At 72.7% G+C, this 19,740-nt stretch carries 19 protein-coding genes; 4 read left to right on the top strand and 15 right to left on the bottom strand.

Annotation, left to right across the window (positions count from 1 at the left end; all coding sequences use genetic code 11):
• The first annotated feature begins 41 nt into the window (after positions 1 to 41).
• Positions 42 to 1,508 (top strand): KamA family radical SAM protein, encoded by a 1,467-nt coding sequence (locus ASF47_RS13565; RefSeq protein WP_056864430.1) that lies wholly within the window; start codon positions 42 to 44, stop codon positions 1,506 to 1,508.
• 175 nt (positions 1,509 to 1,683) lie between these two features.
• Positions 1,684 to 2,631, top strand: a complete 948-nt coding sequence (locus ASF47_RS13560) for a type IV toxin-antitoxin system AbiEi family antitoxin domain-containing protein (protein WP_082500283.1) — start codon at positions 1,684 to 1,686, stop codon at positions 2,629 to 2,631.
• Positions 2,632 to 2,860: 229 nt separating this feature from the next.
• Here ASF47_RS13560 and ASF47_RS13555 read toward each other — a convergent pair whose 3' ends face one another.
• Positions 2,861 to 3,316 carry an Lrp/AsnC family transcriptional regulator gene (locus ASF47_RS13555; RefSeq protein WP_082500282.1) on the bottom strand — a complete coding sequence of 152 codons (456 nt, stop codon included), beginning with the start codon at positions 3,314 to 3,316 and terminating at the stop codon, positions 2,861 to 2,863.
• Positions 3,317 to 3,393: 77 nt separating this feature from the next.
• Here ASF47_RS13555 and ASF47_RS13550 point away from each other — a divergent pair, with 77 nt between their 5' ends.
• Both ASF47_RS13550 and ASF47_RS13545 read left to right on the top strand, forming a co-directional pair.
• Positions 3,394 to 4,299 (top strand): 5'-3' exonuclease, encoded by a 906-nt coding sequence (locus tag ASF47_RS13550; RefSeq protein WP_056864684.1) that lies wholly within the window; start codon positions 3,394 to 3,396, stop codon positions 4,297 to 4,299.
• A 77-nt stretch (positions 4,300 to 4,376) separates the two neighbouring features.
• Positions 4,377 to 5,033, top strand: coding sequence for an SDR family oxidoreductase (locus ASF47_RS13545; RefSeq protein ID WP_056864428.1), 657 nt, complete (start codon positions 4,377 to 4,379; stop codon positions 5,031 to 5,033).
• 116 nt (positions 5,034 to 5,149) lie between these two features.
• Here ASF47_RS13545 and ASF47_RS13540 read toward each other — a convergent pair whose 3' ends face one another.
• The 14 genes from ASF47_RS13540 to dop all read right to left on the bottom strand — a co-directional run bounded on the left by ASF47_RS13540 (position 5,150) and on the right by dop (position 19,715).
• The gene (locus tag ASF47_RS13540) at positions 5,150 to 7,966 is read right to left on the bottom strand and encodes a DEAD/DEAH box helicase (RefSeq protein ID WP_227488378.1); all 2,817 of its coding nucleotides are present in this window, start codon (positions 7,964 to 7,966) and stop codon (positions 5,150 to 5,152) included.
• A gap of 10 nt (positions 7,967 to 7,976) precedes the next feature.
• Entirely contained in the window at positions 7,977 to 8,408 is a 432-nt protein-coding gene (locus tag ASF47_RS13535; protein WP_056864427.1) for a hypothetical protein, read from the bottom strand.
• On the bottom strand, positions 8,405 to 9,241 hold the full coding sequence (gene tatC / locus ASF47_RS13530; RefSeq protein ID WP_056864426.1) for a twin-arginine translocase subunit TatC: 837 nt from the start codon (positions 9,239 to 9,241) through the stop codon (positions 8,405 to 8,407). The genes ASF47_RS13535 and tatC overlap by 4 nt, the downstream gene beginning before the upstream one ends.
• A gap of 22 nt (positions 9,242 to 9,263) precedes the next feature.
• Positions 9,264 to 9,551, bottom strand: coding sequence for a Sec-independent protein translocase subunit TatA (gene tatA, locus ASF47_RS20715; protein WP_082500281.1), 288 nt, complete (start codon positions 9,549 to 9,551; stop codon positions 9,264 to 9,266).
• A gap of 85 nt (positions 9,552 to 9,636) precedes the next feature.
• Positions 9,637 to 10,647: a helix-turn-helix transcriptional regulator gene (locus tag ASF47_RS13520; RefSeq protein WP_056864425.1), complete on the bottom strand. Its 1,011-nt coding sequence runs from the start codon at positions 10,645 to 10,647 to the stop codon at positions 9,637 to 9,639.
• Positions 10,644 to 11,633: a helix-turn-helix transcriptional regulator gene (locus ASF47_RS13515; protein WP_056864424.1), complete on the bottom strand. Its 990-nt coding sequence runs from the start codon at positions 11,631 to 11,633 to the stop codon at positions 10,644 to 10,646. The genes ASF47_RS13520 and ASF47_RS13515 overlap by 4 nt, the downstream gene beginning before the upstream one ends.
• Positions 11,630 to 12,586 carry an FKBP-type peptidyl-prolyl cis-trans isomerase gene (locus tag ASF47_RS13510; RefSeq protein WP_162242279.1) on the bottom strand — a complete coding sequence of 319 codons (957 nt, stop codon included), beginning with the start codon at positions 12,584 to 12,586 and terminating at the stop codon, positions 11,630 to 11,632. Before ASF47_RS13510 ends, ASF47_RS13515 begins: the two co-directional genes overlap by 4 nt.
• A 108-nt stretch (positions 12,587 to 12,694) precedes the next feature.
• Positions 12,695 to 14,056: a Pup--protein ligase gene (pafA, locus tag ASF47_RS13505; protein ID WP_056864422.1), complete on the bottom strand. Its 1,362-nt coding sequence runs from the start codon at positions 14,054 to 14,056 to the stop codon at positions 12,695 to 12,697.
• A 114-nt stretch (positions 14,057 to 14,170) separates the two neighbouring features.
• Positions 14,171 to 15,826 (bottom strand): amidase, encoded by a 1,656-nt coding sequence (locus tag ASF47_RS13500; protein WP_200919066.1) that lies wholly within the window; start codon positions 15,824 to 15,826, stop codon positions 14,171 to 14,173.
• On the bottom strand, positions 15,802 to 16,107 hold the full coding sequence (locus ASF47_RS13495) for a hypothetical protein (RefSeq protein WP_056864420.1): 306 nt from the start codon (positions 16,105 to 16,107) through the stop codon (positions 15,802 to 15,804). Before ASF47_RS13495 ends, ASF47_RS13500 begins: the two co-directional genes overlap by 25 nt.
• Before the next feature lie 209 nt (positions 16,108 to 16,316).
• The gene (prcA, locus tag ASF47_RS13490) at positions 16,317 to 17,126 is read right to left on the bottom strand and encodes a proteasome subunit alpha (protein WP_056864419.1); all 810 of its coding nucleotides are present in this window, start codon (positions 17,124 to 17,126) and stop codon (positions 16,317 to 16,319) included.
• Positions 17,123 to 17,968 carry a proteasome subunit beta gene (prcB, locus tag ASF47_RS13485; protein ID WP_156697922.1) on the bottom strand — a complete coding sequence of 282 codons (846 nt, stop codon included), beginning with the start codon at positions 17,966 to 17,968 and terminating at the stop codon, positions 17,123 to 17,125. Before prcB ends, prcA begins: the two co-directional genes overlap by 4 nt.
• Positions 17,968 to 18,165: a ubiquitin-like protein Pup gene (locus ASF47_RS13480; RefSeq protein ID WP_056864417.1), complete on the bottom strand. Its 198-nt coding sequence runs from the start codon at positions 18,163 to 18,165 to the stop codon at positions 17,968 to 17,970. Before ASF47_RS13480 ends, prcB begins: the two co-directional genes overlap by 1 nt.
• Before the next feature lie 41 nt (positions 18,166 to 18,206).
• Positions 18,207 to 19,715 (bottom strand): depupylase/deamidase Dop, encoded by a 1,509-nt coding sequence (gene dop, locus ASF47_RS13475; protein ID WP_056904051.1) that lies wholly within the window; start codon positions 19,713 to 19,715, stop codon positions 18,207 to 18,209.
• Positions 19,716 to 19,740: the final 25 nt, after the last annotated feature.

The following is a 19,740-nucleotide window of genomic DNA, read 5'->3' as shown; positions in this document are numbered from 1 at the left end:
GTGGTTCGACACGCAGGAGGATCTTCGTTTACGGTTCCTTTATGAGCATCGAGACGTCCATCGCCTCCCTGGTGGAGGACCAGACGGGTCAGCCGTACCCGTACCGCCGCGTCGAGCTGGTCGAGCCCGACTGGACCCGGTTCCCCGGCTGGCGCGACGTCACCGCCGAGGAGTGGGCCTCGGTGCAGTGGCAGCGCTCGCACTGCGTCAAGAACGTGCGCCAGCTGCGCGAGCTGATGGGCGACCTGCTCGACGAGCGGTTCTACGCCGACCTCGAGCGCGACCAGGCCGAGCGCGCCACCATGTCGATGCTCGTGCCGCCGCAGATGATGAACACGATGGCGCCGACCACCGAGCCCGCCGGCCCCGGCTCGCTCACCGACGCCTTCTACGCCGACCCGGTGCGCCACTACATGATCCCGGTCTTCTCCGACCGCCGCACCGACTGGTCCTCCCACCCCTACGCCACCCGCGACTCGCTGCACGAGCACGACATGTGGGCCACCGAGGGCCTCACCCACCGCTACCCCACCAAGGTGCTGGCCGAGCTGCTGCCGACCTGCCCGCAGTACTGCGGCCACTGCACCCGTATGGACCTCGTGGGCAACTCCACCCCGGTGATCGAGAAGCTGAAGTTCGCCGGCAAGCCCACCAACCGCATCGAGGACATGCTCGACTACCTGCGCCGCACCCCCTCGGTGCGCGACGTGGTCGTCTCCGGCGGCGACGTCGCCAACATGCCGTGGCCCCGCCTCGAGGCCTTCCTGATGTCGGTGCTCGAGATCGAGAACGTGCGCGACATCCGCCTGGCCACCAAGGCCCTCGTCGGGCTCCCCCAGCACTGGCTGCAGGACGACGTGCGCGAGGGCGTCGCCCGCGTCGCCGGTCTGGCCCGCGCCCGCGGCGTCTCGCTGGCCATCCACACCCACGCCAACCACGCCAACTCGATCACCCCGCTGGTCGCCGAGGCCACCCGCGCGATGCTCGAGGCCGGCGTGCGCGACGTGCGCAACCAGGGCGTGCTGCTCAACGGCGTCAACGCCGACCCGCACGCGCTGCTCGACCTGTGCTTCCGGCTGCTCGACGGCGCGCAGATCATGCCCTACTACTTCTACATGTGCGACATGATCCCGTTCTCGGAGCACTGGCGGGTCTCGGTCGCCGACGCCCAGCGCCTGCAGCACCACATCATGGGCTACCTCCCCGGCTTCGCCACCCCGCGCATCGTCTGCGACGTGCCGTTCGTGGGCAAGCGCTGGGTGCACCAGCTCGCCGACTACGACACCGAGCGCGGCATCTCCTACTGGACGAAGAACTACCGCACCTCCATCGAGGCCGCCGACCCCGAGGCGCTCACCCGCACCTTCGAGTACTACGACCCGATCCACACCCTCCCCCAGGCCGGCCGCGACTGGTGGGCCGAGCACGGCGAGCTCGACACCTCCGCCCTCAAGGCCGCCGAGATGGCCGAGGCCTCCCGGCGCACCGCCGCCCTCCAGGCCTGGTGAGTCGCTGACCGCGCGTCGCGGGTTTCGCCAGCCGGCTGGCGAAACCCGCACCTGTCGGCCCACGCACGGGCCGACAGGTGCGGGTCCGGGCCGACAGGCTCGGGTGCCGCGGGGTTGTCCACAGGCGCGCCGTACCGCGGATTGAGTCGGGTCGGGCCCGGTCATCCTCCGAGGCATGGACCCGACCCCACGCCTCCACGCTGTGAGCGACGTCTTCTCCACCCGTGACGCACTCGCGCTCGGCCACGACGACAAGAGCATCGCGCGACTGGTGCGCTCGGGCGAGTGGCACCGGCTGCGCCACGGCGCCTACTGCGCCGGTGCGCTGTGGCGCGGCGCCGACGCACGCCGGCGCCGGCTGCTGGTGGCCGAGGCGGCCTACCAGGCGGCGCGCTCCCACGTGGTGCTGTCGCACACCAGTGCGGCCGACCTGCTCGGCGCAGAGGTGTGGGACCTGCCCGACACGGTCCACCTCACCCGCACCGACGCCCGAGCCGGTCGCTCGCAGGCCGGGGTGGCGCAGCACCGCGGGACGGTCAGGGTCGGCGACCTGACCCGCCGCGACGGCCGCTGGGCGACGTCGGGCACGCGCACCGCCCTCGACGTCATCAGCCTCACCGACGTCGAGCACGGTCTGGTCGTCACCAACGCGCTCCTGCACCGCGGCGAGACCTCCGTGCCCGCGCTGCGGCAGGGCCTGACGAGCACGGTCCGCTGGCCCCGCCACCTCCACGCCCGGCTGGTCGTCGGACTGGCCGACGGGCGCTGCGAGAGCGTCGCCGAGTCGCGCACGATGTACCTGTTCTGGCGCCACCACCTGCCGACACCGACCCCGCAGTACGTCGTCCGCGACGCCCGCGGGGCGATCGTCGCCCGGCTCGACTTCGCCTGGCCCGACCTCGGGGTGTTCGCCGAGGTCGACGGCAAGGTCAAGTACACGACGCTGCTGGCCCCCGGCGAGTCCGCGGCCGATGCCCTGCTGCGCGAGCGTCGGCGCGAGCAGCTCGTCGTCGGTCTCACCGGCTGGCGCTGCGTCCGACTGACCTGGGCCGACCTGCAGCACCCCGAGCGCACCGTCGCACGCGTCCGTGCCGTGCTCGCCGGCGGCGTCTGGGCCGCCTGACCCACGGCCCCGCGCCCGGCCCAGGTCTGGGTCTGGGCCCGGGTCTCGGCACGGTTCTCGCGGCGCACAGCTCGGCGACCGGGCCCCGGTGGGGCTCCTTGTCCCCCTCGAGAATCGGAGATCGGCCGACCGGTCGGCCCAGACCCGCACCTGTCGGCCGACGCGTGGGCCGACAGGTGCGGGTTTCGCCAGCCGGCTGGTGAAACCCGCCGCCGGCGCCGACCCACCCTCAGCCGGTCACCGGGCGGTTCTCGTAGTAGGTGGAGAGGACCATGGTGGTGCGGGTGGAGACGTTGGCGGCGTGGCGGATGCGGGCCAGGAGGTCCTCGAGGGCGGCGGGGGTGGCGGTGCGGACCTTGAGCACGTAGGACTCCTCGCCGGCCACCGACCAGCACGACTCGATCTCGGTGAGGTGCTGGAGCCGGTCGGGGCAGTCGTCGGGCTGCGAGGGGTCGATGGGCCGGATGGAGATCAGCGCGGTCAGCGGCAGGCCGATCTCGGCGTGGTTGATGGTGGCGCCGTAGCCCTGGATGAGGCCGCGGGTCTCCAGGCGCTTGACCCGCTGGTGCACCGCCGACGTCGACAGCCCGGTGGCCTTGCCGAGGTCGGTGTAGGACATCCGCCCGTCGGTGGCGAGCAGCTCGAGGATCTTGCGGTCGGTGGCCTCGACGTCGGATGTGGTCACGGCCGACAGCGTAGGGCAGGTCGCGTGGGAGACTGCCGGGCGTGACCAGCCCGCAGACCGACGCCCCCGGCCGCCTGATGCTCCTCGACACGGCGTCGCTCTACTTCCGCGCGTTCTTCGGCGTCCCGGAGATCACCGGCCCCGACGGCACCCCGGTCAACGCTGTGCGCGGCCTGCTCGACTTCATCTCCCGCCTCGTCGGCGACTACCGCCCCACCGACCTCGTCTGCTGCTGGGACGACGACTGGCGCCCGCAGTGGCGCGTCGACCTGCTGCCCTCCTACAAGGCCCACCGCGTCGTCGAGGAGGTCGAGTCCGACCCCGACGTGGAGGAGGTGCCCGACCCGCTGCAGGTGCAGGTGCCGATCATCCGCGACGTGCTCGAGGCGGTGGGCCTGCGGGTCGTGGGCGCCCCGGGCTTCGAGGCCGACGACGTCATCGGCACCTTCGCCACCGGCGCGGGCCAGCCCGTCGACGTGGTCACCGGCGACCGCGACCTCTTCCAGCTCGTCGACGACGCCGCCGACGTCCGGGTGCTCTACATCGCGCGCGGGGTCGGCAACCACGAGCGGGTCGACGACGCCTGGGTCCGCGCCAAGTACGGCGTGGGCGCCGGGCAGTACGCCGACTTCGCCACCCTGCGGGGCGACGCCTCCGACGGGCTGCCGGGCGTCGCCGGGGTCGGCGACAAGACGGCCGCGACGCTGCTGTCGCGCCACGGCGACATCCCCGCCATCCTCGCCGCCGCCCAGGACCCCGACTCCGACCTGGCCAAGGGCCCGCGGGCCAAGGTCCTGGCCGCCACCGACTACCTCGCGGTGGCGCCCCGCGTGGTCGCGGTGGCCCGCGACATCGACCTGGAGCGCTCTCCCACGGCGCTGCCCTCCTCGCCGGCCGACCCCGAGCGGCTGGCCGACCTGGCGGCGCGCTGGGGCCTGGAGTCGCCGGTGCAGCGCCTGCTCGGCGTGCTCGGCCAGGCCTGAGCCGCCGGCTGGGCCGGGCGCCCCGACCCCCCGCTCGGGTGATCGGCGCGGCGCGGGGGCGACGTACGTTGGACGGCATGAGTCGAATCGCGATCGTCGGGGGCCACGGCAAGGTGGCCCAGCAGCTGCACGGTGTGCTGAAGGACCACGGCCACGTGCCGGTGGCCCTGGTGCGCAAGGAGGAGTACCGCTCCGAGCTCGAGGCCCTGGGCGCCGAGGTGCGCCTGCTCGACATCGAGGCCCAGGACGCTGACGGGTTCGCCGCGGCCTTCGAGGGCTGCGACGCGGTCGTCTTCGCCGCGGGCGGGGGCGCCGACGGCAACATCGAGCGTAAGCGCACCGTCGACCTCGAGGGCTCGACCAAGTCGATCGGGGCCGCCGGCAAGGCCGGGATCCGCCGCTTCGTGCAGGTCTCGGCGATCGGCGTCGACAACCCCGTGGGCGACGACGTCGAGGACGCGTGGAAGGCCTACGTCGACGCCAAGCGCGGTGCCGACGAGGCGCTGCGGGCCAGTGACCTGGACTGGACGATCATCCGCCCCGGCGGCCTGACCGACGACCCGGGCACCGGCCAGGTCGCGCTGGCCGAGACCCTCGAGCGCGGCGAGGTCTCCCGCGCCGACGTGGCCGCCGTGGTGGCCGCGTGCCTGGTCGACGACCGCACGATCGGCAAGCAGTGGGAGCTGGTCGGTGGGTCCACCCCGGTCGCCGCGGCGATCGAGCAGGCGGTCTGAGCCTCCACCCCCAGCTCCGCCCCCAGCCCCGCCATCTCCCACGACGGCCCGCCACCAATCCCGGTGGCGGGCCGTCGTGCGTTCGCGGGCCGGGGTCGGACCGGGGGCGGACCGGGTCAGTCGGGCAGGCCGGAGTAGGCGACGACGCCGCGCTTCATGCGGGTGATCATCTCCCGCGCCGTACGCCGCAGGGGCGTGTCGCCGGCGGCGTCGGCGACCTGGCCACCGAGGTCGAGCAGCTGCTTCATGCGGCGCACGAAGTCGCCGGCCGACATGTCGCTGTCGCCGAGCACGTCGTCGAGGTCGTCGCCCTCGCACCAGCGGTAGGCGATCCACGCGAAGCCGAGGTCGGGCTGGCGCAGGTAGTCGAGCTTGTGGTCCTTCTCCAGGCGGTCGAGCTCCCCCCACAGCCGCACGGTGGCGGTCATGGCCTCGCGCGTGGCGCCGCCGGGCAGGCGGGGCGAGGTGGGGTCCTCGGCACGACGGGCCTCGAACACCAGGGCCGACAGGGCGGCGGCGAGACCGGAGGCGGGCAGGGCGTCCCAGAGCTTCTCGCGGATCGCCTCGGCGGCCAGCAGGTCCATGTCGGAGTAGAGCCGCATCAGCCGCTTGCCCCGGTCGGTGACCCGGGCGTCGCTGGGGTCGTCGCCGTCGGGGGCGAGGTAGCCCAGCGCGCTGAGCACGTCGCAGACGCGGTCGAACTGGCGCGCGACCGTGTTGGTGCGGTTCTCCACCCGGCGCTGCAGGGTGGTGGCGTCGCGCTCGAGCTTGAAGTACCGCTCGGCCCAGCGTGCGTGGTCCTCGCGGTCGGGGCAATCGTGGCAGGGGTGGGCCTTGAGCTGCGCACGCAGCCCCAGGACCTCCTCGTCGGCTCCGGAGCGGGCGATGGAGGAGCGGCGCGAGCCGCCGCCGGCGCTGGGCGGCGGCACGACGCCCTGGGTGCGCGAGCGCAGCGCGGAGGCCAGGTCGCGGCGCATCTGGGGGTTGCGGCCGTTGAAGCTCTTGGGCACCTTGATCCGGGTGAGCGCCTGCACCGGGGTCGGGAAGTCGATCATCGCCAGCCGGCGGGCCTGACGGTCCATCGTCACCACCGAGGGGCGCGGCGCCTCCTCGTCCCAGCCGGGGTCGACCACGACGGCCAGGCCGGCGAACTTGCCGGTCGGCACCTCGATCACGTCGCCCACCTTGAGCAGGCGCAGCGACTCGATGGCCTCGGCGCGGCGGTCGGCCCGCTTGGCGCGGCTCGCGTCCTTCTCCACCTCGCCGATGCGCTTGCGCAGCCGGGCGTACTCCATGAAGTCGCCCCGGTCGCACTGCGCGGCCTCGGCGTAGCCCTCGAGGGCGTCCTGGCTCTTGCGGAGCTGGCGGGCCAGCCCGACGACCGCCTTGTCGGCCTGGAACTGCGCGAAGGACTGCTCGAGCGTGGCCCGCGCGCGCTCGCGGCCGAACTGGTGGACCAGGTTGACGGCCATGTTGTAGGAGGGCCGGAAGGAGGAGCGCAGCGGGTAGGTGCGGGTCGAGGCCAGGCCGGCGACCTCGCGCGGGTTGGTGCCGGGCTGCCAGAGCACGACGCCGTGGCCCTCGGTGTCGAGACCGCGGCGCCCGGCCCGCCCGGTGAGCTGGGTGTACTCCCCCGGGGTGATGTCGGCGTGGGTCTCGCCGTTCCACTTCGAGAGCTTCTCGATGACCACGGTGCGCGCGGGCATGTTGATGCCGAGCGCGAGGGTCTCGGTGGCGAAGACGACCTTGCACAGCCCGCGCAGGTAGAGCTCCTCGACGACCTGCTTGAAGGCCGGCAGCATGCCGGCGTGGTGGGCCGCGACACCGCGGGTGAGCCCGTCGAGGAAGTCGTGGTAGCCCAGCACGTGGAGGTCGTCGTCGGGCAGGTGGCGACAGCTCTGCTCCACGAAGGCGTAGATGGCGTCGCGCTCCTCGGGCGTGGTGAGCCGGATGCCGGCGTTGAGGCACTGCGAGACCGCGGCGTCGCACCCGACCCGGCTGAAGATGAACACGATCGCGGGCAGCAGGCCCTCGCGGTCGAGGCGCTCGATGACGTCGTAGCGGCTGGGGATCCAGACGCGCCGGCCGTTGCCGACCTGCTTGGGCCCGCCCTTGCCGCGCGCTCCCTTGGGCGAGCGCCGGTCCTTGATCCGGGAGGCGGCCCAGTCGTCGCGGGCGACCTTCATCAGCTCCTCGTTGACCGGGGCGCCCTCCTTGACGAAGCCGGCGGCGGCGTCGACGTCGGAGGAGGCGAAGAGGTCGAGCAGCCGCTTGCCGACCATGACGTGCTGGTAGAGCGGCACGGGCCGCTTCTCCTCCACGATGGTCGTGGTGTCGCCACGCACGGTCTCCAGCCACTCCCCGAACTCCTCGGCGTTGGAGACCGTGGCCGACAGCGACACCACGGTGACCGAGTCGGGCAGGTGGATGATGACCTCCTCCCAGACCGCGCCGCGGGAGCGGTCGGCGAGGTAGTGCACCTCGTCCATGACCACGAAGCCGAGGCCGTCGAGGGTGCGCGACCCGGCGTAGAGCATGTTGCGCAGCACCTCGGTGGTCATCACCACCACGGGCGCCTCGCCGTTGACGGTGTTGTCGCCGGTCAGCAGCCCGACCTGGTCGGGGCCGTAGCGGGCGACGAGGTCGTGGTACTTCTGGTTCGACAGCGCCTTGATCGGGGTGGTGTAGAACGCCTTGCGCCCGGTCTGGAGGGCCAGGTGGATCGCGAACTCCCCCACGATGGTCTTGCCCGACCCCGTGGGCGCTGCGACCAGCACGCCGCGGCCGTCCTCGATCTCGCGGCACGCGCGACGCTGGAAGTCGTCGAGGCCGAAGTCGTACATCGCCTCGAAGTCGTGGACGACGGGGTGGCTGCGGTGCGCGCGGTAGGAGGCGTAGCGCTCGGCCGGGGTCATCTCGTCAGCCGTGCTCATGGCCCCCAACCTACGGGAGCGGCCCTACCCCGATCCGCAGCAGGACGCTGTAGTGCTCCGGCGAGCCGCCGACCGCCTTGGCCAGGCGCCCGAGCGCGTCGAGCACCAGGTCGGCGCTGAAGGACCGCCCCGGTACGGCGAGGGTCAACCGGTCCTCCTCGGGGCCGTCGGCCGGCTGCACCAGCAGCACCTGGCCGTGGCGCCACGCCAGGTGGGCGCGGGAGCGGACGTCGTCGGCGGCGACGGGACGCGGGTGCGCCTCGTCGACGGCGAGCAGGTCGCACGGCAGCGGACCCGACCCGGCGGCGCGCCCCGAGAGCACCCCGGTCACGCGGTGGCCGCTGAGCACCCCGGACTGGGCGGCCCAGGTGACGTCGTCCTCCCCGAGCCACTCGGGCAGCTCGAAGGGGTCGAGGTCGTGCAGCGTGGCGGCGGCGCTCACAGGGTGGAGATCTCGTCGGGCGAGAGCCCGGCGTTGATGCCGCGCGCGGCGCGCCGCTTGTCGTTCCACCGGGCGATGACCTCGGAGACGAAGAAGAGCAGCACCATCGGCACGGCCATGAACGTCATGGTGAAGGGATCGGTGGAGGGAGTGGCGACCGCGGCGAAGAGGAAGACGCCGACGATGATCCAGGGCCGGTGCGCGGCCAGCGACTTGCCCTTGACGACGCCGGCGAGGTTGAGCATCACCACGAAGAGCGGGATCTCGAAGGCGATGCCGAAGACGAGCAGGGTGCGGCTGAAGAAGGTGAGGTACTCGTTGAACTCCACCAGGTTGGTCAGCCCGTCGGGGGTGAACCCGATGAGCACCTCGAGGCCCTTGGGCAGCGTGACGTAGCCCAGCACGATGCCGGCGAAGAACAGGGGGCCGGCGATGGCGGCGAAGACGCGCGTCCACTTGCGCTCGTGGGGGTGCAGCCCCGGCAGGATGAAGGCCCAGATCTGGTAGAGCCAGACCGGGCTGGTCAGCACCAGCGTGGCCAGGCCGCACAGCTTGAGGTAGAGCAGCAGACCGCCGCCGGCTCCCGAGGTCGTGGCCTGGGTGCGGTCGGCGCCCAGGGCGTCCTGGGCCTGCTGGTAAGGGTCGTTGACGACCGCGAAGAGCGGGTCGAAGAAGAACAGCGAGATGATCAGGGTGACCAGGAGCGCGAGCACGACCTTGAGGATGCGTGCGCGCAGCTCCCGGAGGTGGTCCGAGAGGGCCATCCGGCCGTCGGACCCGATCGGGTGGACCGGCTTACCGACGAAGAGCTTGACGACTCCGGAGATCGACACGGGTGGGAGGTGTCGTCGCGGCTCAGCTGCGGTGCTGGTCGGTCGGGCGCTGCTCGGTCAGGTCCTCGGCCGGGGTGGGGGCGGGGGTCGGCGACGGCGGGAGCTCGGCGGCCGGCGTGGTGTCGGCGGCGGTGCCCTCCTTGTCGTCGTCGTCCTTGAGGCCCTTGGTCTCGGCCTTGAAGATGCGCAGCGCCTGGCCGGTGCCACGGGCGAGGTCGGGGAGCTTGGCCGCACCGAAGACCAGGATGACGATGGCGAGGATGACGAGCCACTCCGCGCCCTGGGGCATGCCGATCATGGGGAGGAACATCAGGACCTTCTCTGTTGGGTGTGCGTGCGGGTCTCGGTCGGGTGCCCGGAGGCGTCGACCGCGACGAGGTCCACTGTACGCCTCGTCATGTGTAGAGACCGAGGGTTGACCTGGCCGCTGCTGTGTACGTCTGGGTGAACTCTGGGTGAGCGCCGTCGCGGTCGACCACGCGGGCGTGCGGGGTGAGCCGGAGCAGGAGGCGGGTCAGCCAGCGCGGGTCGGCGACGAGCAGGTCGACCTCGACACCGCCGTCGGACTGGGGCCGCACCTCCTCGACGGGGTAGTACTCCACGACCCACCGCGCCGGGGGGTCCAGGCGCAGCGTCACCGGGGTGGTGCCGCCCGAGCGCGCGAACATGCCCTCGGCGAGGTCGCGCGGCGGCTCGGGGTCGGTCACGACAGGTGATTCGGAGACGACGGCCTCACGGATCCTGTCGAGGCGGAAGAGGCGTGGCGCCCCGGCGAGGTGGCACCACGCGTCGAGGTAGGCGACGCCGCCGGTGGAGACCACGCCGCGCGGGTCGACGGTGCGCACCGACTCCTCGTCGCGGCTGGGCACGTAGTAGGTCAGGTCGACCTGGCGCCCCCGGTCGGCGGCGTCCTGCAGGCGGGTGGCCAGCAGGGCGGTGTCGGGGTCCCCCCCGTCGGCGCCCGGGTCGATGCGGGGTGCGGCCGACCCGGCGGCGGCCGCCGCCTCGAGCTTGGCCAGCGCGCGGTCGACGACCTCGCGGGTGTCGGGACGCGCGCCGTTGCGCAGGGCCCGCAGCGCCACGATGACCGCGGTGGCCTCGGTGGGGGTCAGCCGCAGCGGACGGGCGAGGTAGTCGGCGTTGGTCACGCGGACGACGCCGTCGCCGTCGGGGTCCTCGAGGGCGTCGAGGTCGACGTCGATGAGGTCGTCGGGGTAGCCCCCGGGCAGACCGCACATCAGCAGGACCTTGAGGTCCTTGAGCAGCTGTCGCGGGGGCACGCCGAGGGCGGCGGCCGCCTCGTCGAGGCGCACCTGGCCGTGGGCGTGGAGGTAGGGCACCAGCGTCAGCAGCCGCGCGACCTGGTCGCGGGCGCCCGGGGCGGGGGCGGGTGTCGGCGGGGTCATGCGACACCGCCGGCCGTGCTGGCACGGTCGAGGCCGGCCCGGAGCCGCTCGACGACCTGGGCCCGCAGCTCGAGCGGCTCCTCGACGCAGACGTCGGCGCCGTGGCCGAGCACCTCGTCGGCCAGGCCGAGGGTGTCGCGCTCGAGCACCACGCGGTCCCAGGTGGTGTGGTCGTCGGGACCCACCACGTCGGTCTCCACCCCGGCGGCGCCGCGGCGCAGCTGGTGGCCCGCGCCGCGGCGCACCAGCAGGACGGCGCGCTGCACCACGGGGGCCGGGGCCAGGCGCCGGGCCACCGCGCTCACGTCGGTGCCGGCGGGCACGTCGTAGGAGCCGGCGGGGCCGTCGGGCCGCGCCTCGCCCTCGACGCGGGAGAGGCGGAAGACGCGCTCCTCGCCACGGTCGGTGTCGAGGCCCACGACGTACCACCGCCCCGAGTAGCGGGTGACGCCCCAGGGCTGGAGGTGACGGGTCGTCACCTCGTCCTGGCCGGGGCGGCGGTAGCCGAAGACGACGGGGGTGCGCTCGGCGGTGGCCTCCCAGAAGGCGTCGAAGGACGGCTCCTCGGCGCTCAGGCGGGGCTCGACGATGTCGAGGGCCGTCACGTCGACCGGCGCTCCGAGCGCGCGGAGCTTGCGCACGGCCTCGGTGGTGGCGTCGGCGAGCTTGGCGTGCTGCCAGACCCGGGTGGCCAGGCCCACGACCGAGGCCTCGTCGGGGGTCAGGTCGATGTCGGGCAGGGCGAACTCGTCGGGCCGGATCCGGTAGCCGGGCTCGTCGTCGAAGTAGGTGTCCATGCTGCCCACCTCGATCGGCACCCCGAGCGAGCGCAGCTCGTCCTTGTCGCGCTCGAACATCTTCTCGAACGCCTCGGAGGACGAGCCGGGGTAGAGGATCGAGCGGATCCGCTCCTTGGGCACGAAGTGCCGCTGGACCAGCAGCATGATCAGCAGGTTCAGCAGGCGCTCGCTCTTGCGGACGCTCACCCCGCGCCGACGATGTCGATCAGGAAGTAGATCGTGTCGGTGCCCGTGATCCCGGCGTCGGGGTTGCCCTTCGCGCCGTAGCCGAGCTCCGGCGGGATGGCGAGCACGACGCGCGAGCCGACCGGCACGCCCTCGAGGCCCTGCGCCCAGCCCTCGACCAGCCCGCTCAACGGGGAGGTGAGGAAGTCGGGCTTGTCGTAGTTGCCGTCGAAGGGCTTGGCCTTGGCGTAGACCTGGCCCAGGTACTTGACCTGCACGGTGTCGTCGGCGGTGAGCGCGGGGCCGTCGCCCTCGACGAGGGTCTGGCTGCGCAGCTCGCCGGTCGGGCGCGGGCGGCCCTTGAAGCGCATCGCCTCGGGGTTGCCGTCCTCGTCGAGGACCAGGTCGGGGGTCCAGGCCGCGCCCTCGGTCTCGTAGGGCTCCGAGACGTCGTAGGGGCCCATGATGTCGAAGACGATGACCACCGGGTCCTGGTTGCCGATGCCCAGCGCGGGGCTGCCGGCGCCGCCGAAGGGCTCCTCGGCGTTGAAGGCGACCGCCACGCGCGAGCCCACCGTCTGGCCGACCAGGGGGTCGGTGAAGACCGGCACCAGGTCCTCGGCCGAGAGGTCGAGCGCCTGCGGCGCGCCGTCGTCGGTGTAGGTGCTGAAGCTCTGGCTCTCGGTGTAGCCGTTGCCGACCCAGTAGTTGACCAGCACGGTGTCCTCGGCGGTGACCTCCGGGCCGTCGCCCTCGACGAGGGTCTCGACCTCGGGGTCGGCGTCGGCGTCGAAGCTCATGGCCGACGACCACGTGACGTCGGGGTCGGTGCCGACGTCGCCCCCGATGCTCAGCGCCGACAGGCCCTCGGAGGTCTCGCCCTGGGCGCCGACCTCCTCGCCGCACGAGACGAGCGTGGGGGCGAGCAGCAGCGGGAGCAGCACGGCCAGCGGCCTGCGGAGGTGTCGTGACACCGGTACATCCTTCACGTGGCGGTCGTCGGGGCCGGCGGTGGCCGGTGACCCAGGAGCGACCTGCATCCTACGAGGCGGCCCCACCGCGCCCTGCGGCCCCTCGCCGGGTCACATGCCGTCGATGAGTCGCTGCACCCGCTCGTCCTCGGCGCGGAAGGGGTCCTTGCACAGCACGGTGCGCTGGGCCTGGTCGTTGAGCTTGAGGTGCACCCAGTCGACGGTGAAGTCGCGGCGCCGCTCCTGGGCGCGACGGATGAAGTCGCCGCGCAGCCGGGCCCGGGTGGTCTGCGGGGGCACCGACTTGGCCTCGAAGACCTTGAGGTCGTGGGTGACCCGCGCGACGGCTCCCCGCTTCTCCAGCAGGTAGTAGAGGCCGCGGCCGCGGTGGATGTCGTGGTAGGCCAGGTCGAGCTGGGCGACGCGGGGGTGGCCCATCGGCAGGCCGTGCTTGGCGCGGTAGGCCTCGATGAGCTTCCACTTGATGACCCAGTCGATCTCCCGGTCCACCAGCCCCAGGTCGTCGGACTCCACCGCCTTGAGCCCGCGCTCCCACAGGTCGAGCGCGCGCTCGATCGTGGGGGTGCTGATCTCGCGGCGGTCGACGAAGTCGCGGGCCTTGGCGAGGTACTCCCCCTGGATCTCCAGGGCGCTGGCCTCCCGGCCGTTGGCCAGACGCACCTTGCGCCGCCCCGTCATGTCGTGGGAGATCTCGCGGATCGCGCGGATGGGGTTCTCCATGGTGAGGTCGCGCATCACCACGCCCTCCTCGATCATCCGCAGCACCAGGTCGCAGGTGGCGACCTTGAGCATCGTGGTGGTCTCGCTCATGTTGGAGTCGCCGACGATGACGTGCAGGCGGCGGTACTTCTCGGCGTCGGCGTGCGGCTCGTCGCGGGTGTTGATGATGGGACGGCTGCGCGTGGTCGCGCTCGAGACGCCCTCCCAGATGTGCTCGGCGCGCTGCGAGACCGAGTAGGAGGCGCCCCGCGGGGTCTGGGTCACCTTGCCCGCACCGACGATGATCTGGCGGGTCACCAGGAAGGGGATGAGGATGTCGGCCAGGCGGGAGAACTCCCCGGCGCGGCCCACGAGGTAGTTCTCGTGGCAGCCGTAGGAGTTGCCGGCGGAGTCGGTGTTGTTCTTGAACAGGTAGATCTCACCGGCGATGCCCTCGTCGTGGAGCCGCTGCTCGGCGTCGAGCAGCAGACCCTCGAGGATCCGCTCGCCCGCCTTGTCGTGGGTGACCAGCTCGGTGATGTCGTCGCACTCCGGGGTGGCGTACTCCGGGTGGCTGCCCACGTCGAGGTAGAGCCTGGCGCCGTTGCGCAGGAAGACGTTGCTGCTGCGGCCCCAGCTGACGACCTTGCGGAAGAGGTAGCGCGCCACCTCGTCGGGGCTGAGCCGGCGCTGCCCCTTGAAGGTGCAGGTGACGCCGTACTCGTTCTCGATCCCGAAGATCCGACGGTCCATGAGGAGACAGTACGTCGCTCCGCGCGGGATCGGGGGGCGGAACGCCGCAGCGGGCGGCGACTCCCCGCAGGGAGCGCCGCCCGCGCGTGCCGAGGCGTGCCGGTGCGTGCCGGGTCAGGCGGTGAGGCGGGCCACCTCGTCGGCGCTGAGGCGGGGCGCGGCGCCGCGACGTCCGGCGACCCGGCCGCCGAGGTCGGGGTCGGCCGGGCGGCGCAGGTGCCAGTCGGTGACGGCCTGGTAGGCGGCCACCACCTCGATGAGGCGGTCCTCCTCGTAGGGCGCGCCGCCGAGGACCGTGCCGACGGGCAGGGTGTCGGGGCCGGCGCTGGAGGCGGCGAAGCCGATCGGGAAGCCGATCTCCGGCAGGCCCAGGATGTCGAAGGGCACGACACTGGTCTGCAGCAGCACGTCGCAGTCGGCCATGACGGTGTCGAGCACGTCGCGCAGCAGCCGGTGCTTGGCCCGCTGCCCGGTGATCCACTCGTCGCCGGAGAGGAAGAGCCCCTGCACCCACGAGGTCAGCGAGACCCCGAACCTCGTCGGGTCCTGCTGCAGGAGGCGCAGGAAGGGCTCGGTGCGCTCGGGCAGGCGCACCGCGTTGAAGGTGCCGGTGAGCAGGGCCCAGTCGTCGGGGTAGGTGACGTCGACCAGCGTGAGCCCCGGGATCGCGTCGAGCGCGGCCAGCGCCTCGGTCTGCAGCGCGAGGGCCTCACCGGTGAAGCTCGCGAGGTACCCCTCGGGCACGCCGATCCGGGTGGCCCGGCGCGCCACGACCCTGCCCCTGCGGTCGACCTTCGGCAGCGCGGAGGCGATGAAGTCGGGCTTGCGGGGCAGGCCCTGGGTGCGGGGGTCCTGGCTGTCGACGCCAGCGAGCACCTGGAGCATGATCGCGGCGTCGAGCACGTCGCGGGCGAGCGGCCCCACGTGGTCGCGGGTGTAGGTCAGCGGCACGACGCCGTGGAGCGAGACCCGGCCCATGGTGGGCTTGAGGCCGGTGAGGTTCTGCCGGTTGGCCGGCAGGATGATGCTGCCGCCGGTCTGGGTGCCGATGGAGGAGCAGGCCATCCGTGCCGCGACCGACGTCGCGGGACCGGTCGAGGAGCCGCCCGGGTCGACGCCCGCGTCGGCCGGGGTCCACGCGTTGACCGTGGTGACGGTGCCGTTGGGCAGGGTGGCGCGGGTCGTCGCCAGGGGACCCATCTGACCCTTGCCCACCATGACCGCTCCCCCGGCCTGCAGCCGCGACCAGGCGGTCGCGTCGTAGGTCGGCACGAAGTCCTCGAAGATGGTCGAGTTGGCCGTGGTCGCGACTCCGGCGGTGAAGAAGTTGTCCTTGATCGTGAGCGGGATCCCGGCCAGCGGTCCGCTCACCCTGCCCCGGTCGACCGCCCTCGCCCGGGCCCGGGCGGCTTCGGCCGGTCGGGCGTTGAAGGCCTGGTAGACCCCGTCGTAGGTGTCGGCCCGCTCGAGGTGGGCCGAGACCAGCTCGGTGGCGGTGACGACGTTGCGGCGCAGCAGCTGGGCCGCCTCGGCCAGCGTCGCCTCGGTGGGGTCGGCCTTGGCCGCGGCCCTCACCGCGACGTTCGGCAGCCTGATGCCGGCGATGGCCCGCGCGGTGGCGGCGCGCTCGGCGGCGCTGCCGGCAGCGGGTGCGGCGGCCGCACCCTCGGTCGTGCCCACCACGCCGAGCGCGGCGGCCGCGCCGGTGGCGGCGAGGAAGGCACGGCGGTTGACCTCGGCGACCATCAGGCGTCCACCTTCCCGGTCCACGCCTCGACGATCGAGGGGTACTCCAGCGGCGGTGCGACCTGCTGGGCGTAGAGGTCGTCGTCGGTCGGTGAGCCGCTGGCGGGTCGCCAGGTGTTGATCGCGCCGGGCGTGGAGCGCACGAAGCCCTTCAGCGAGGCGACCAGGGAGTCCTGGGTCGGCACGCCCGTGGCGGCGTCGAAGGTGGTGGGCAGGAGGGAGAGGTCGAAGCCGGAGACGAGCAGGCGGGCCTTGACGAAGGCGGTGAGCTCCTCGTCGGTGAGGCTGGCGGCGGAGACGGGCATGCAGGGCACCTTTCGGGCGGGCGTGGGGTCGAGCCCGACCGTAGGAAGGCCGATCGCGCGTGCGGTGTCGACGGTGTGACCGGGGGATTTCGTGGGACGCCGGTGTGTGTCGACCGTGGGCCCGCACGCCACCAGCCCGCCCCGGACGTGGGTCCGGGGCGGGCTCGGGCGGTGCTGGTGCTCGTGCCGGTGCTGGTGCCGGCCGTGGCTCAGGGCGCGACGGGGGGCTCGCCCTCCACCTCGCCGGCTCCACCGAGCAGGTCGGGCGTGGTGGTCTCCCCCGCCGCCGGCTCGGGCGCCGCCGAGGCGCGGTCGCCGAGGAGCTGCTCGAGGCGCGCGGGGCTGAGCCTGACGAACTTGCGCGGGCGCTGCCGCGTGCGGTCGAGCACGGCGACCTCGAGGTCGCGGGTGGCGATGACCCGGTCGCGCGCCACCCCCTTCTCGTCCGGGGTGTGCCCCAGGGCCGCCACCGCCAGGCGCAGGGCGTCGGCGAGCGCGGCGCCCTCGGCGTACCGCTCCTTGAGGTAGCCCGCGACGACGTCGGCCGCACCGCCCATGACGGCGTAGCCGTGCTCGTCGGCGACCTGACCGTCGTAGGTGAGCCGGTAGACCTGGTCCTCGGCGGCCTCGTCGCCGATCTCGGCCACGAAGAGCTCGACCTCGTAGGGCTTCTCACCGCCGCTGGAGAAGATCGTGCCTAGGGTCTGGGCGTAGGCGTTGGCCAGGGCGCGGCCCGACACGTCGCGCCGGTCGTAGGCGTAGCCGCGCATGTCGGCCAGCCGCACGCCGGCGATGCGGAGGTTCTCGAACTCGTTGTAGCGCCCCACGGCGGCGAAGGCGATGCGGTCGTAGATCTCGGAGACCTTGTGCAGCGCCTGGGAGGGGTTCTCGGAGACGAAGAGGACGCCGTCGGCGTACTGGATCACCACGACCGAGCGGCCGCGGGCGATGCCCTTGCGCGCGAAGTCGGCCCGGTCCTTCATCAGCTGCTCGGGCGAGACGTAGAACGGCGTGCTCATGCGTGTCCCCCTCCGGTCAGCGGGGCGGTGGGTCCGTCGGGGTGGGACATCCGGCCCGCGATGACACGGTCGGCGACCGCCGCGACCTCGTCGCCGGAGAGGCGTCGACCGCCCTCGGCGGTGATGACGTGGACGATGGGGAAGATGCGTCGCGCGACGTCGGGCCCGCCGGTGGCGGAGTCGTCGTCGGCGGCGTCGTAGAGCGCCTGCACGGCCAGCGTGACGACCTCGGCCTCGGTGAGGTCGGGGCGGTAGAGCTTCTTCAGCGAGCCCCGGGCGAACATCGAGCCCGAGCCGACCGCGGTGTAGCCGGTCTCCTCGTAGCGCCCGCCGGTGACGTCGTAGCTGAAGATGCGACCGCGGGCGTCACCGAGGTCGAAGCCCGCGAAGAGCGGCACGACGGCCAGCCCCTGCATGGCCATGCCGAGGTTGGAGCGGATCAGCGCCGAGAGCCGGTTGGCCTTGCCGTCGAGGGAGAGCGTCGTGCCCTCGATCTTCTCGTAGTGCTCCAACTCGGTCTGGAAGAGCCGGATCATCTCGATGGCCAGCCCGGCGGTGCCGGCGATGCCGGCCGCGGAGTACTCGTCGGTCGCGAAGACCTTCTCGATGTCGCGCTGCGCGATGATGTTGCCCATCGTGGCGCGACGGTCACCGGCCAGCAGCACCCCGCCGGGGAAGGTCGCCCCCACGATGGTCGTGCCGTGCGGCGCGAGGTCGCCGGCCTGCCCCTGCGGCAGCGCCCGGCGCCCCGGCAGCAGGTCGGGGGCCTGGTCGGCGAGGAAGTCGCTGAAGGAGGACACCCCCGGCTGGAGGTAGGACGCGGGAAGTCGTGGACCGGGGATCACTGGCCGCCCTTCTGGATGAACGACTTCACGAAGTCCTCGGCGTTGGTCTCGAGCACGTCGTCGATCTCGTCGAGGATGTCGTCGACGTCGGCGTCGATGGTGCCCTTGCGCTCGGCGACATCGGTCTCGGGGGCCGTCTCGACGGCCTCCTCGGTCTCCGAGGACCTGCGCGGCTGCTTCTGCTCCTGTGCCATACGCCGACCCTAGCGACTCCCCGGGCGCGACGAGCCGGGACTCAGCGGGTGAGCGCGGCGAAGAGCTGCTGGGCGGTCTCGCAGCGGTCGAGGAGCTCGCCCACGTGGGCCCGCGTGCCGCGCAGCGGGTCGATGGTCGGCACCCGCTGGAGCGACTCGCGCCCCGGCAGGTCGAAGATCACGGAGTCCCACGAGGCCGCGGCGACGTGGTCGGCGTACTTCTCCAGGCAGCGGCCACGGAAGTAGGCGCGGGTGTCCTCCGGCGGGTCGTGCATGGCGTCGTCGACCCCGGGCTGGTCGAGCAGGCGCTCGATGCGCCCGGCGCCGACCAGGCGGTGGTAGAGCCCCTTCTCGGGGCGGATGTCGGAGTACTGGAGGTCGATGAGGGCCAGCTTGGCGTCGTCCCAGTCCAGGCCGTCGCGGGAACGGTACTGCTCGAGCAGCTTGAGCTTGGCCACCCAGTCCAGCTCGCCGGCGCAGAGCATCGGGTCGCGCTCGAGCCGGTCGAGCACCGACTCCCAGCGGGCGAGCACGTCGACGGTCTGCGCGTCGGCGTCGTCGCCGAGGCGGTCCTCGACGTACTTGCGGGCCAGCTCGAGGTACTCCATCTGCAGCTGCACCGCGGTCAGCGTGCGCCCGTCGCGCAGCCGCAGCAGCTGGCGCAGCGTCGGGTCGTGGGAGACCTCGCGCAGCGCGGCGACGGGGCCCTCGACGGCCAGGTCGCGGTCGAGGAAGCGGTCCTCGATCATGGCCAGCACCAGCGAGGTCGTGCCCACCTTGAGGTACGTCGACACCTCGGCGAGGTTGGCGTCGCCGATGATGACGTGGAGGCGGCGGTACTTCTCGGGGTCGGCGTGCGGCTCGTCGCGGGTGTTGATGATCGGGCGCTTGAGCGTGGTCTCCAGGCCCACCTCGACCTCGAAGAAGTCGGCGCGCTGGCTGACCTGGAACCCGTGCTGGCGACCGTCCTGGCCGATGCCGACCCGGCCGGCTCCGCAGACGACCTGGCGGCTGACGAAGAACGGTGTGAGGTGCTTGACGATGTCGGCGAACGGGGTCGAGCGGCGCATGAGGTAGTTCTCGTGCGCGCCGTAGGAGGCGCCCTTGCCGTCGGTGTTGTTCTTGTACATCAGGATCGGCGCGCCGCCGGGCAGCTGGCCCGCCCTGACCTGGGCGTCGAGCATGACCTGCTCGCCGGCCTTGTCCCAGCGCACGATGTCGAGCGGCGTGGTGACCTCGGGCGTGGAGTACTCGGGGTGGGCGTGGTCGACGTAGAGCCGGGCGCCGTTGCTGAGGATCACGTTGGCCAGGCCGAGGTCCTCGTCGGTCAGCTGCGAGACGTCGGCCACCTGGCGCGACATGTCGAAGCCGCGGGCATCGCGCAGGGGCGACTCCTCCTCGAAGTCCCACCGGGCCCGGCGGGCGCGCACCGTGGCCGAGGCGTAGGCGTTGACGACCTGCGAGGAGGCCACCATCGGGTTGGCGTGGGGCTGCCCGGCCACGGAGATGCCGTACTCGACCTCGGTGCCCATGACCCGTCGCACGCTCATGGCGCGAGCCTACGCCGGAGGTGCC

The sequence above is a fragment of the Nocardioides sp. Leaf285 genome (assembly GCF_001422955.1).
Classification (GTDB): Bacteria; Actinomycetota; Actinomycetes; order Propionibacteriales; family Nocardioidaceae; genus Nocardioides; species Nocardioides kribbensis.
The sequence above is the reverse complement of the archived record's forward strand: the minus strand, read 5'-3'. Positions and strand labels throughout refer to the sequence as shown.

Excerpts from the sequence above, each read along its gene's own strand:
- ASF47_RS13565 (WP_056864430.1), top strand. The coding sequence starts at position 42 with ATGAGCATCGAGACGTCCATCGCCTCCCTGGTGGAGGACCAGACGGGT.
- ASF47_RS13560 (WP_082500283.1), top strand. The coding sequence starts at position 1,684 with ATGGACCCGACCCCACGCCTCCACGCTGTGAGCGACGTCTTCTCCACC.
- ASF47_RS13550 (WP_056864684.1), top strand. The coding sequence starts at position 3,394 with ATGCTCCTCGACACGGCGTCGCTCTACTTCCGCGCGTTCTTCGGCGTC.
- ASF47_RS13545 (WP_056864428.1), top strand. The coding sequence starts at position 4,377 with ATGAGTCGAATCGCGATCGTCGGGGGCCACGGCAAGGTGGCCCAGCAG.
- ASF47_RS13540 (WP_227488378.1), bottom strand. The coding sequence starts at position 7,966 with ATGAGCACGGCTGACGAGATGACCCCGGCCGAGCGCTACGCCTCCTAC.
- tatA (WP_082500281.1), bottom strand. The coding sequence starts at position 9,551 with ATGTTCCTCCCCATGATCGGCATGCCCCAGGGCGCGGAGTGGCTCGTC.
- ASF47_RS13520 (WP_056864425.1), bottom strand. The coding sequence starts at position 10,647 with ATGACCCCGCCGACACCCGCCCCCGCCCCGGGCGCCCGCGACCAGGTC.
- pafA (WP_056864422.1), bottom strand. The coding sequence starts at position 14,056 with ATGGACCGTCGGATCTTCGGGATCGAGAACGAGTACGGCGTCACCTGC.
- ASF47_RS13495 (WP_056864420.1), bottom strand. The coding sequence starts at position 16,107 with ATGCCCGTCTCCGCCGCCAGCCTCACCGACGAGGAGCTCACCGCCTTC.
- prcA (WP_056864419.1), bottom strand. The coding sequence starts at position 17,126 with ATGAGCACGCCGTTCTACGTCTCGCCCGAGCAGCTGATGAAGGACCGG.
- ASF47_RS13480 (WP_056864417.1), bottom strand. The coding sequence starts at position 18,165 with ATGGCACAGGAGCAGAAGCAGCCGCGCAGGTCCTCGGAGACCGAGGAG.
- dop (WP_056904051.1), bottom strand. The coding sequence starts at position 19,715 with ATGAGCGTGCGACGGGTCATGGGCACCGAGGTCGAGTACGGCATCTCC.